Annotated in this window: 14 protein-coding genes; 6 read left to right on the forward strand and 8 right to left on the reverse strand. The window is 56.5% G+C overall.

Annotation, left to right across the window (positions count from 1 at the left end; genetic code table 11):
- Positions 1-112: 112 nt before the first annotated feature.
- Together BOW52_RS12470 and BOW52_RS12475 are read left to right on the forward strand one after the other, a co-directional pair.
- Positions 113-313 (forward strand): helix-turn-helix transcriptional regulator, encoded by a 201-nt coding sequence (locus BOW52_RS12470; protein WP_078484410.1) that lies wholly within the window; start codon positions 113-115, stop codon positions 311-313.
- A gap of 11 nt (positions 314-324) precedes the next feature.
- The gene (locus tag BOW52_RS12475; protein ID WP_172840335.1) at positions 325-1,173 is read left to right on the forward strand and encodes an alpha/beta fold hydrolase; all 849 of its coding nucleotides are present in this window, start codon (positions 325-327) and stop codon (positions 1,171-1,173) included.
- A gap of 51 nt (positions 1,174-1,224) precedes the next feature.
- Here the strand turns inward: BOW52_RS12475 and BOW52_RS12480 are convergent, their stop codons facing one another.
- Both BOW52_RS12480 and BOW52_RS12485 read right to left on the reverse strand, forming a co-directional pair.
- Positions 1,225-1,626 (reverse strand): VOC family protein, encoded by a 402-nt coding sequence (locus BOW52_RS12480; RefSeq protein ID WP_078484412.1) that lies wholly within the window; start codon positions 1,624-1,626, stop codon positions 1,225-1,227.
- 5 nt (positions 1,627-1,631) lie between these two features.
- Positions 1,632-2,048 carry an OsmC family protein gene (locus BOW52_RS12485; RefSeq protein ID WP_078484413.1) on the reverse strand — a complete coding sequence of 139 codons (417 nt, stop codon included), beginning with the start codon at positions 2,046-2,048 and terminating at the stop codon, positions 1,632-1,634.
- Between the two features lie 104 nt (positions 2,049-2,152).
- Here BOW52_RS12485 and crp point away from each other — a divergent pair, with 104 nt between their 5' ends.
- On the forward strand, positions 2,153-2,788 hold the full coding sequence (gene crp / locus BOW52_RS12490) for a cAMP-activated global transcriptional regulator CRP (RefSeq protein ID WP_078484414.1): 636 nt from the start codon (positions 2,153-2,155) through the stop codon (positions 2,786-2,788).
- Positions 2,789-2,813: 25 nt separating this feature from the next.
- Here the strand turns inward: crp and BOW52_RS12495 are convergent, their stop codons facing one another.
- The 6 genes from BOW52_RS12495 to BOW52_RS12520 form a co-directional block, all read right to left on the reverse strand.
- Complete coding sequence (locus BOW52_RS12495) at positions 2,814-3,908, reverse strand: sensor histidine kinase (protein WP_135622352.1); 1,095 nt, start codon at positions 3,906-3,908, stop codon at positions 2,814-2,816.
- A gap of 56 nt (positions 3,909-3,964) precedes the next feature.
- Positions 3,965-4,468 (reverse strand): hypothetical protein, encoded by a 504-nt coding sequence (locus tag BOW52_RS12500; protein ID WP_078484416.1) that lies wholly within the window; start codon positions 4,466-4,468, stop codon positions 3,965-3,967.
- A 41-nt stretch (positions 4,469-4,509) separates the two neighbouring features.
- On the reverse strand, positions 4,510-5,310 hold the full coding sequence (gene trpC / locus BOW52_RS12505) for an indole-3-glycerol phosphate synthase TrpC (protein WP_078484417.1): 801 nt from the start codon (positions 5,308-5,310) through the stop codon (positions 4,510-4,512).
- Positions 5,311-5,331: 21 nt separating this feature from the next.
- Positions 5,332-6,384 carry an anthranilate phosphoribosyltransferase gene (gene trpD / locus BOW52_RS12510; protein WP_078484418.1) on the reverse strand — a complete coding sequence of 351 codons (1,053 nt, stop codon included), beginning with the start codon at positions 6,382-6,384 and terminating at the stop codon, positions 5,332-5,334.
- A gap of 75 nt (positions 6,385-6,459) precedes the next feature.
- The gene (locus BOW52_RS12515; RefSeq protein ID WP_236725734.1) at positions 6,460-7,686 is read right to left on the reverse strand and encodes a multidrug effflux MFS transporter; all 1,227 of its coding nucleotides are present in this window, start codon (positions 7,684-7,686) and stop codon (positions 6,460-6,462) included.
- Positions 7,687-7,699: 13 nt separating this feature from the next.
- A complete protein-coding gene (locus tag BOW52_RS12520; protein WP_078484419.1) occupies positions 7,700-8,296 on the reverse strand; it encodes an anthranilate synthase component II in 597 nt (198 codons plus the stop codon).
- A 256-nt stretch (positions 8,297-8,552) separates the two neighbouring features.
- Here BOW52_RS12520 and tdh point away from each other — a divergent pair, with 256 nt between their 5' ends.
- The 3 genes from tdh to BOW52_RS12535 all read left to right on the forward strand — a co-directional run bounded on the left by tdh (position 8,553) and on the right by BOW52_RS12535 (position 12,104).
- Entirely contained in the window at positions 8,553-9,590 is a 1,038-nt protein-coding gene (gene tdh / locus BOW52_RS12525) for an L-threonine 3-dehydrogenase (RefSeq protein ID WP_078484420.1), read from the forward strand.
- A gap of 96 nt (positions 9,591-9,686) precedes the next feature.
- Positions 9,687-10,880: a glycine C-acetyltransferase gene (gene kbl, locus BOW52_RS12530; protein WP_078484421.1), complete on the forward strand. Its 1,194-nt coding sequence runs from the start codon at positions 9,687-9,689 to the stop codon at positions 10,878-10,880.
- Between the two features lie 36 nt (positions 10,881-10,916).
- Entirely contained in the window at positions 10,917-12,104 is a 1,188-nt protein-coding gene (locus BOW52_RS12535; protein ID WP_172840336.1) for an NnrS family protein, read from the forward strand.
- Positions 12,105-12,171 lie beyond the last annotated feature (67 nt).

The raw sequence follows: 12,171 nt of genomic DNA on the forward strand, positions 1-12,171 counted from the left end.
TCTTCGTCGTTCGCTCGCGCTCTCAACTACGAATAGGCAGACGGCGTCGACTATCGCGGACTAACCGCCTTCGCTTCGCTATCCATGGCGGTCAGCGAGACTGCCCGCTGAGTTGCTGAAGAGTATCTATGAGCTCACCCCCTCTGAGATTCGTCTGGCAGAGTCTATCGTCGATGGCCTCACCCCTGCCGAGGCGGCCAACAGATTCCATGTGAGCGTCAATACCACACGCAGCCAGCTGCGCGCGCTCTTTGCCAAGACCGACACCCAACGTCAGGCCGAGTTGGTACGACTTCTCTCCGGACTGACGTAACAGGAATGACCATGACGACACTGATACACACCATCAAATTGCCCGACGGACGCCGACTGGAGGTTCTGGAAGAGGGACCTGCCGATGGCAGGCTCTGTATCTATCTACACGGCACTCCTGGCTCAGCAAGAGACCACCTGGGTTTTGAACCGCTCTACCAGGAGCTGGGGCTGCGGATGATTTCAGTCAACCGGCCCGGCATTGGCAAAAGCAGCTTTCAGAAAGGATCAACTGCCGTTAGCTTTGCTGATGATCTACTGCAGCTATTTGATCAACTGAGCATCGACCGCGCCGATATTATTGGCTTCTCTGCTGGAGGGCTATATGGCTGTGCCTTCGCAGCTAAATACCCGGAACGCATAGTACAACTCAATCTCTTCTCGAGTGTTGGCCCCTACGACAACCCTGAACTTCACGCAAAACTATCCGACGTAATACGTCCACTTTACGATACAGCAGTACACAATCCCGCCGCATTGCTGGAACAGCTCTCTGGTCTAACCACGCCAGAAGCCATTATTGCACTTCTACAGTCAGCCACCTCTGCCAGCGACCACGCCGTCTTGAACGCAGAGCAGACACGACCTGGGTTTATTGCGGCATCAGGTGACGTATTAAAACAGGGACTTGAGTGGTGGGTTCAGGAGATTGCCAACATCGCCTCACCCTGGGGTTTCTCTCCCAGTGAGGTCACCGCAAAGACACGGCTCTGGCACGGCACCGATGATCTGGCTGTGCCTATTGAGAGCAGCGAATACCTTGTCGCTGCGATCCCATCGGCCACGGCAAATTACGTTGAGGGAGCTGGCCACTACTTTTCACATGCACAGTGGCCAGAATTGCTGCGAGATATTGCCTAACAGACAGGGGTCGGAGTCAATGCTGACTCCGACCCCACCCGACCCAATCTTCTAGCTTTGCCCTGCCAGCGGCGGATGGAAGATCATCTGCACCGTATTGCCATCGGGATCGAGACAGTAGAAGCTGCGCGCACCGTCGCGGTGGGTACGTGGTTCAGTCTTCATCTTCACTCCATTAGCGCGCAGGAACTCGAACCAGTCGTCGACGTCCTGCATCGTCTCGAGGATGTAGCCAATATGGTCGAGCGATTGATCGCCGCTGGTGTCGTAACCTTCCGGGGAGCTGTGCAGGGCGACGTTGTCGTTGCCTGAGGTGAGGTAGACGTTGTTGGCGTCTGGTCGCCACTCAACCGTCATCCCCAACAACTCGACATAGAAGTGTTCCGCTGCGCCCATATCAGCCACATAGAGCGCCACATGGCGCATACCGCTGGTGGGGTTGGGACGCTTCATGCTCACTACGCAACAACCTCGTAATCGTGTGAGATCTCCACACCTGCATTGCCGAGCATGATAGAGGCTGAACAGTACTTCTCGGCTGAGAGCTCTACCGCCTTCTGCACCTTGCCATCCTTAAGCTCGTTGCCGCTGACGATAAAGTGGATATGAATCTTGGTGAAAACCTTGGGTTCGCTCTCAGCGCGTTCGGCCTCGATCTCTGCCACACAGTTGGTGACATCCTGGCGCGATTTTTTGAGAATATGGATCACATCAAATGAGGCGCAGCCCCCCATACCCAGCAGCAGCATCTCCATCGGACGCACACCCAGGTCACGGCCGCCATGCTCGGGTGGCCCATCCATCACGACGGCATGACCACTACCCGATTCACCGACAAAGGTCGCCTCTTCAACCCACTTGATTCTCGCCTTCATAACGCTTGCTCCCGCTTTCTGAGACGGCGAAGCGTATCACAGTTCGACAAGCCGAGGCCCTATACCATAAACTGCAAAGACTCCCTCATGGAGATGGGTAAATAATGACAAAATTGATTCCACAGGACACCGGAAACCCGGTCATCGACCGCTTTCTCGAGCACTGCCACAAACGCCGCTATCCGCCCAAAACGGTGATCATCGTCGCAGGTGACAAACCCGACGTGCTCTACTACATCGTCGAAGGGTCGGTCTCGGTGCTGATCGAGGACGATGATGGTCGCGAGATCGTGCTCGCCTACCTCAATCCCGGTGATTTCTTTGGCGAAATGGGACTGTTTGACGACAGTACCCGCAGCGCCTGGGTGCGCGCCCGCACCGAATGCACGCTGGCCGAGATCAGCTACAACAACTTCCGTCAGCTGGCGATGGACGATTCCGACATCCTCTTCGCCCTCTCTTCACAGATGGCAACCCGACTGCGTAATACCAGTCGCAAGGTAAGCGACCTTGCCTTTCTTGATGTCACTGGACGTGTTGCTGGCACCCTGCTCGACCTGGCGCGCCAACCCGATGCACTGACTCACCCAGACGGCATGCAGATATCGATCACCCGCCAGGAGCTGGGAAGGATTGTCGGCTGTTCACGAGAGATGGTCGGACGTGTAATAAAGACGCTCGAGGATCAACACCTGATCTCGGCCAAGGGCAAAACAATTGTTGTCTACGGAACGCGCTGAGTCGTAACCTGAAAACACACGGCTACTAAGATACCGGCAGCTCGAAGTAGAAGGTTGTACCGTCACGACCAGCGCAATCGAAGTCGATTTCACCCCTGTGCGCCTCGATGATCACCCGGCTGATATTGAGTCCGAGCCCGGTGCCATCGGGGCGCTCAATCGAGCTATCGCCCTCACGGGCAAAGCGCTCAAACACCCGTTCATGGAACGCCTCATCAATGCCTTCACCATGGTCGGTTACACTCACCCGAACACGTTCGCCCTTCACGCTGATAACGATCTCAACCCGGTCATTCCGCGCACCATACTTGGCGGCATTTGAGAGCAGGTTTGTCATCACCTGCAAGATGCGATTTCCATCGACCTCAACCTCCACTGAATCGGGCGCCTCAAGCAACACATACTCGGCGCCAAAGCGTTCACCGTAGCTATGGTTGCTCTCGATTGCGCGTCGCACCAGCATGACAAGATCGTGCCTACTCTGCTCCAGCTCCATCTGACCCGATTCGATCTTCTTCAGATCGAGAATATCATTGACGATACCGCTCAACCGCTCACTATTGTTCAAGGCGATATCCAACAACCCCTTCGCCTTCTCCGACACTTCCCCCGCCACACCGTTGATCACCAGTCCCAATGAACCGCGAATCGAGGTCAGCGGGGTGCGCAGTTCGTGGCTCACGTTGGAGAGAAAATCATCCTTGTGCTGCTCGGCCATACGGCGACGCTGCTCGGCACGTCCCAACGAGTAGAGCATCGCCATTACCACAGCCGAGAAGAGCAGCAGAATCACCGCCATCTGCAATAGCAGTTGTTGCCGGTAACTGGAGAAGAGCTCGGGGTCATGCATGTCGACCGCCTCCCAGGCGGTCCCCGGTATTGGGATGCGCTTCATAATGCGACTGCGCTCTTCAGCGCTGAGTCGATAGTCGTGACGGTCGAGATTGATACGTGGTCCCTCGGCCGTCACCTCAATAAGATCTTCTCCCGAGGGGTAGATCAGCATCAGGCGATGACTGGGGGTCTGGGTGCTACGCAGGATGCCGCCGAGCAGATCGGCGTGAAATCGGGGAGTCGCTATTTTTGCGGAAGCTTGTTTTGGGCGTCCAAGCCCAAGCAAGCGGCAAATACTTAACGCGACCGTTTATGCCTACGGCGCCCCGCTATCCATGGCGGTCAGCGACTGATGAAAAGCGCACCGCGTTTTCCACCACTCTCAAAGGGCGCCATGATGTCGAAATGGTAGACATCGATGTGGGGATGGATTCTCAGGGTGTAGCTACCATCGCGAATGAAGGTGCTGATATCGTGCCGACAGGCATCGCCGACCAGACCATCAAAATCCTCGATCAGCAGCTTACCCTTCTCATCGGTCAGGGTGACGGCAAAGTAGTTTGGGAAGTAGTCGTTAATATGGCCGGAGAGCATCATCAAGTGCTCGTCATCAAGATTGTTGATGATCTCGCCCAGCTGTGGAACATGCTCATGAGCAAACAGCTGCACCATACGCTGCTTCTCTGCCACCAGCCGACTGATCTCATCGGCAACACCCTCTGCTGAGAGCTGAGCCGTCTCATCGTGGTAGCGCCTGAAATCATCAAAGCGGCTCCACGACAACCAGGCGAGCAGAGAGCCCATCAGCAGGATCAGCAACAGCGCATAGAGAGTGTAACGCTTCACACCTAACTAGCCTCTCTCTGCTGCTGAGTTATCATCACAACCTACTCTGTATAGAGCTCCGCCAAACGCTCACCCGGTTCCTCGGCGCGCATAAAGGCCTCGCCGACCAGGAAGGCGTTAACGCTGTTGGCACGCATCTGCGCCACATCGTTGGGGGTATGGATACCACTCTCGGTGACCACGATGTGTTCATCGGGAATCAGCTCCAGCATACGAATCGTCGTATCGAGCGAGGTTTCAAAGGTGCGCAGATTACGGTTATTGATACCGACCAGTGGCAGCCCCAGCGGCAACATGCGCTGCAGCTCCTGCTCATCATGCACCTCAATCAACACATCCATGCCGAGCTCAACTGCCAGTGCGCTCAGGTCACGCAGCTGCACATCATCAAGACAGCTCACGATCAGCAGGATGCAGTCCGCCCCCATCGCCCGTGCCTCGTAGACCTGATAGGGATCGATGATGAACTCCTTACGCAGCACCGGCAGCGCACAGGCTGCACGTGCCTGCTGCAGATACTCATCGGCCCCCTGGAAGAAATCGATATCGGTCAGCACCGAGAGACAGGCCGCACCACCGCGCTCGTAGCTGGCAGCAATCTCGGCCGGTACAAAGTGTTCGCGGATCACACCCTTCGATGGGGAGGCCTTTTTGATCTCGGCAATCACACCCGCCTGACCGGCAACGATCTTGTTCTCGATGGCACGTACAAAACCGCGCGGCGCCAAGGCGTGCTCCGCCTGATCACGAAGCTGTTGCAGCGGGGTGTTGGCAACGCGCTCCTCAATCTCCTCAAGCTTGCGGTTGACGATCTTTTTCAGAATATCGGGAGTATCACTCATCGTTATATTCTCCACCCGGCGCTATTCGCCCTGGTAGAGCTCCTCCTCGAGGTGGTCACCAAAGCCACGGCTCACCTGCACCAGATGGTCGAGCTTGGCCCAGGCCGCGCCGCTGTTGATCATCTCACGCGCCATCTCAACACCGGCCTCTAGCGAGTCGGTCAGGTTAGCGGCGTAGAGTGCCGCGCCTGAATTGAGCACTACGATATCCATTGCAGGACCTGCATCGCCGTGCAGTACGTTGCGAATCACCTCCAACGACTGCTGCGCACCGTCAACGGCCAGCGCATCGATACTGCTACTGCTGATACCAAACTGCTCAGGTGTGATGGTGTAGGTGGTGACCTCACCATCCTTAAGCTCTGCCACCTGGGTGGGTGAACCGATGCTGATCTCATCCATGCCATCCTCTGCGTGTACCACCAGCACATGGTTGCTACCGAGCTGCTTCATCACATTGGCCAGCGGTTCAACCAACGCACCATCAAAGACACCTAGCAGCTGGTTGGGCGCACCGGCAGGATTGGTCAATGGACCGAGCACATTGAAGATGGTACGTACCGCCATCTCCCGGCGCGGGCCGATGGCGTGTTTCATCGCACTGTGGTGTTTGGGAGCGAACATAAAACCGACACCCACCTGATTGATACACTCCGCCACCTCTTCAGGGGTGATCTCGAGATTCACGCCAGCCGCCTCGAGCAGATCGGCACTGCCCGACTTGGAGGAGACCGAGCGGTTACCATGTTTGGCAACCTGGCCACCGGCCGCAGCCACCACGAAGGTGCATGCCGTAGAGATGTTGAAGGTGTTGCTACCATCGCCACCAGTGCCGACGATATCGACCATGTTCGCTCCACCCACCTCAACGCGGGTCGCCAGCTCACGCATCACCTTGGCGGCAGCCGCGATCTCATCGACCGTCTCACCCTTCATACGCAGCCCGATCAAAAACCCACCGATCTGCGACGGGGTCGCCTCACCGGTCATGATCAGCTTCATCACGCTGCCCATCTCTTCGCCACTCAGATCGCGGTTCTCAGTCACCGCGCGAATCGCCGCCTGCATATCCATAATTTCGCTACCTATGGTTATCTAATAGTTATGTTTGGGAATAGCCGAACATTCTGTCGCCCTACAGCAGAGGGGTCAAGAAACGTCCTCTTCGACTGGGGCTTCCGTGAAGCTCTCAACCGCTAGCCAGATCAGTGTCGCCACCACACACTGCAGCAGCATCGCCATCGCAAGCGAGGTGAGCGCATGGGCAAACAGCGGCACCAGCGCACCGGCCACCAGCGCACCGTAACTCATCTGCAGGAAACCCTGCATCGCCGAGGCCATACCACGATTTTTCGGAAAGCAGTCGAGCCCCATCACAGTAAGGATCGGGATCACCAGCGCCACACCAAAGGTGTAGAGGGTCAGTGGTGCAATGACCGTAAGGGGGGTCGTCTCCAGCCAGAGCGACTGAGCAACATTCAGCAGCCCCGCCACCACCATGATCAAAAAACCAGCGGCCAACATCCATTCCGGTGCGATACGCCCCGCCATGCGTCGTGACAGCATCGAACCGACCGCCATACCCGAGACCAGCGGGATGAAGAGCAGCCAGAAATCGTTACTCTTCAATCCGAGATGTTCAAAAATCACCACCGGCGCACCCGCCACATAGAGAAAGAAGCCACCAAACATCAGTGAAAACGCAATCGTCAGCCCCATGAAACGCGGTGATACAAAAGCGTTGAGGTAGAGGCGCCCAACCTTCAGTGGATGGATCGAGTGGCGTTTATCGCGCGGCAGCGTTTCACGGATGCCGAGATAGAACAGCAGCGTCACCAGCGCACCGAGCAGAGCAAGAAAGAGAAAGACTGAACGCCAGCCAAGCCAACTCTGCAGCAGACCACCCACCAGGGGGGCAACAGCCGGAGCGATGGCAAACAACATCATCACCATCGCCATCACCCGGTGTGCCTCATGGCCGTGGTAGAGATCACGCACCATCGCACGCCCCACCACCAGACCGGCACTGGCCGAGAGCCCCTGCAGGATGCGCATCACAATCAGCTGATCGATGTCGACCACCAGCGCCGCTCCGACTGAACTGGCAACGTAGACCAGCAGCGCCAGCAGCACCACACCACGGCGACCAAAACCATCAGAGAGCGGTCCATATATAAGTGTCGAAACAGCGAAGGCGAGCAGATAGAGGCTCAGCGTCTGCTGCAGTTGCAGATCGCTGGCGCCAAACTCACTGGCGATACTGGGGAAAGAGGGTAGATAGGTATCGATGGTAAACGGTGCCAGCATCGCCAGCATCGCCACCACAAAGGAGAGAGGCAGCGCCAACCGGGGCGCAGCAGTCGAAGGGGGAGTCACGGAGGCGAGGTCGCTAGCTGCGACTACCGCCCTGCATCTCAAGGAAGTTCTTCAACAGATCGTGACCATGCTGAGTAAGGATCGACTCAGGATGGAACTGTACCCCCTCGATATTGAGGCTCTTGTGCTGTACGCCCATGATCTCATCTATCTCACCATCAGCCGTCTTGGTCCAGGCGGTCAGCTCCAGACAATCAGGCATCGTTTCGCGCTCTATCACCAGCGAGTGGTAACGAGTCGCCTCATAGGGATTGCTCAACCCCTTGAAGACACCTTGATCGTTGTGATGAACCATTGAGGTCTTGCCGTGCATGATCTGCTTGGCGTGGATGATCTTGCCACCGAACGCCTGTCCAATCGATTGATGGCCGAGACAGACACCGAGAATCGGCAGCTTGCCCGCAAAGTGATCGATTGCCGCCAGCGAGACACCTGCCTCGTTGGGTGTGCAGGGCCCCGGGGATATCACGATCCGCTCCGGCGCCAGCGTCTCGATCTCATCAACCGTGATCTGGTCGTTACGGTGCACCACAACCTCCGCACCCAGCTCACCAAAATACTGCACCAGGTTGTAGGTAAAAGAGTCGTAGTTATCGATCATCAACAACATATCAGTACTATCCTGTCTGCCCGAGTCTGAATCGGGGTCCAAATAAACGAGCGGGTAAGCGATTCACCCTTTGGCCACGCAGTATATCAACTTCTCTGCAAAGCTCTTATGTCCGATTCGGGACCGACTACCACCTTTGCTCCGTGATGGCTTCGGCCAAACCCACACACAACGCATGGCAGGTGCTATTCTGGCCCGCTAAACCCGAAACGTTCAAGATCAACAGATCACCGACATAGAGTGCGTTATGAAGAGAATGAAGGCGTTAGTTAAGCGGCATGCCAAAGAGGGACTCTGGCTCGAAGAGGTGCCACTCCCCGAGGTCGGCGGCAACGATGTGCTGGTAAAGATCGAGAAAACCGCCATCTGCGGCACCGACGTGCATATCTACAACTGGGACGAGTGGGCACAGAAGACCATTCCGGTGCCGATGACCATCGGCCATGAGTTTGCCGGCACCATCGTTGAGATGGGCGCCAACGTCACCGGTCTGAGTATTGGTGATGTCGTCTCTGGCGAGGGGCACATTGTCTGTGAGCGCTGTCGTAACTGCCTGGCGGGCCGTCGCCACCTCTGCCCCAACACCATCGGTGTCGGCGTTAATCGTGACGGCTGCTTTGCCGAGTACCTCTCGATCCCGGCCAAGAACGTCTTCCGCCCCAACATCGAGATTCCCACCGATGTGCTCGCCTGCTTCGACCCCTACGGCAACGCGGTACACACCGCCCTCTCCTTCAACATGGTCGGTGAGGATGTATTGATCACCGGAGCGGGCCCCATCGGCATCATGGCGGCGATGGTGGCGGCCCACTCCGGCGCTCGTAATATTGTCATCACCGATCTGAATGAGTACCGACTCGATCTGGCGAAGAAGATCGTGCCCAAGGCGATCACCATCAATGTTAAAAAAGAAGAGATCACCAAGGAGCTGATGCGCAGCCTCGGCATACTGGAGGGCTTTGATGTGGGGCTGGAGATGTCGGGCTCACCGCAGGCCTTTAACGTCATGCTCGGCAACATGATTAACGGCGGCCACATCGCCATGCTTGGCATCATGCCCGATGGCACCGGCATCGACTGGACCAAGGTGGTCTTCGAAGGACTGCACATCAAGGGCATCTACGGTCGCGAGATCTTCGAGACCTGGTACAAGGGTGTGATGATGGTGCAGAGCGGCCTGCCGCTGGAGAAGATCATCACCCACCACTTCCACTACAGTGAATTCCAGAAGGGCTTCGATGTGATGCGCTCGGGAGATTCCGGCAAGGTGATTCTGGATTGGAGTGAGCGCTAGCAGAGCGTACCTTCCGACAACACTCGCGGCGTGATCGCCGCCGCTACGGGTACAAACCCTCTGTTGTCCGTATGAATTAGATATCGAGGATTTGTTATGAGTTTTAAAAGCGCCAAAGAGAGCCTGCAAAAAGAGCTACAGGAGATCAAAGATTCGGGGCTATGGAAGACCGAACGGGTTATCGCCTCGGAGCAGAAAAACGACATCACCCTCGCTGACGGCAGCGAGGTGATCAACATGTGCGCCAACAACTACCTCGGGCTGGCCAACAACCCGGAGGTGATCGAGGCGGCGAAGGCGAGCTACGACCAGTGGGGCTTTGGCCTCTCGTCGGTACGTTTTATCTGCGGCACCCAGTCGATTCATAAAACACTCGAACAGAAGGTCTCCGAGTTTCTCGGCATGGAGGAGACAATCCTCTACGCCGCCTGTTTCGATGCCAACACCGGCCTGTTTGAGACCATCCTCACCAAGGAGGATGCGATTATCTCCGATGAGCTTAACCACGCCTCGATCATCGATGGCGTGCGTCTCTGTAAGGCGGCCCGCTACCGTTACAAAAATAACGACATGGCCGATCTGGAAGAGAAACTCAAAGAGGCCAGGGCAGGTGGCGCACGTCGTATCCTGATCACCACCGATGGCGTCTTCTCCATGGACGGCACCATCGCCCGGCTCGACAAGATCTGCGATCTGGCCGACCAGTACGACGCCATGGTGCATCACGACGACTGCCACGCGGTCGGTTTTATGGGCAAGACTGGACGCGGTGTACACGAACACTGCGGCGTGATGGATCGTGTCGACATCATCACCGGCACCTTCGGTAAGGCACTCGGCGGTGCCTCGGGTGGATACACCTCGGGACGTAAAGAGATTATCGATATGCTGCGCCAGCGCTCACGCCCCTACCTCTTCTCCAATACCGTTGCTCCTGCCATCTGCGCCGCCTCACTCAAGGTACTGGAGATGCTCTCGGCCTCTACCGAACTACGTGACCGACTCGAAGAGAACACAAAATATTTCCGTGAGGGCATGAGAGCCGCAGGCTTTGCCATCGCCGATGGCGAACACCCGATCGTGCCAGTAATGCTGGGTGATGCGAATCTGGCTCAGGAGATGTCGAAGAGACTTCTCGAGCGGGGCATTTATGCCATCGGCTTCTTCTTCCCGGTGGTGCCTAAGGGCAAGGCACGCATTCGCACCCAGATCTCTGCGGCACACACCAGAGCGGATCTGGACAAGGCGATTGCGGCCTTTGCCGCCACCCATGCTGAGCTAAATGGATGAACTCGATACAGCTCGTACAGAATCCGCTCAACTTCATTGAGTAACAATCACGCCAAAGCGGCAACACCGCCACTACTAAGCCTGGCCTTCAGGCCCCTCTTTCTCGGTGGCACCCTTTTCGCTGTGGTGGCCATCGCCTGGTGGGTCTACTTCTGGCTCACCCCCTTCAACTGGCAACCCTACGGTGGTCTATTCTGGTGGCACGGCCACGAAATGCTGTTTGGCTTTGGTGCCGCTATCGTCGGCGGGTTCCTGCTCACCGCCGTTGCCAATTGGACAGGCATTACAGCACTTCAGGGCAAACGATTACTCGTCCTGATCAGCGCATGGCTGACAACACGCCTACTGATCGCCTTTGGTGGCAGCCTGCCGGCTGGCATCATCATCACCGCCGACCTGCTCTATCCACTACTGCTCACCATCGCAATGGCCTACCCCATTATTAAGGTCAAACAGTGGCGCAATCTGATATTCATACCTCTGCTTCTGACACTCACACTTCTCAATGGAGTCACACACTGGGCGGTAACAGTGGGCGAGACAGCACTGGCCATGCAGACACTGCACGCCGCCATTTTATGGTTTGTCTTGATCATCGCTTTCCTTGGGGGGCGCGTCATACCCGCCTTCACCACCACTAACTGTCGTAAGGCCCAGCCCATTCGTTGGCTTGAGATCACCAGTATTACCACAATCATCCTGACGCTGATTATGGCCTGGTTCGGCTTTGCCTCACTTCCTGCGTGGTTGCTGTTTGTGATCGCAACTATCGGGGCGCTGTCTAACGGTGGACGAGCACTGCGCTGGGGAATCCAACACTGCTGGCACGAACCACTACTCTGGTCTCTCCACCTCGCCTACCTCTTTATCCCTCTGGGTTTTCTCCTTCTCGCGCTCTTTAGCATCGGCCTGATTGAGAACCCCAGCACTGCACTCCACAGCTTCACGGTCGGCGCGATGGGGGGAATGATTCTGGCAATGATCTCCCGCATCACATTAGGTCATACTGGTCGCCCGCTTAAGCCGCCCCGCATCATTACTCTGGCCTATATCTCAATTCTGCTTAGCGCTGCAGTGCGGGTACTCCTCCCCGCCGTAGCACCCTCCTACAGCAACTGGAGTATTACCCTGGCTGGCGGACTTTGGGTATTGGCCTACGCCATCTACCTCACCACCTATGCACACATGTTAATCACACCCGACATAGAGGACACACCGGAGTGATCAACAACCACTCTTGTCCTATATCAACACTCCACCCTTGAACCGGTGTTAGTATCGCTCCCCTTAA

It is taken from the genome of Solemya pervernicosa gill symbiont, assembly GCF_002020875.1.
Taxonomy (GTDB): Bacteria; Pseudomonadota; Gammaproteobacteria.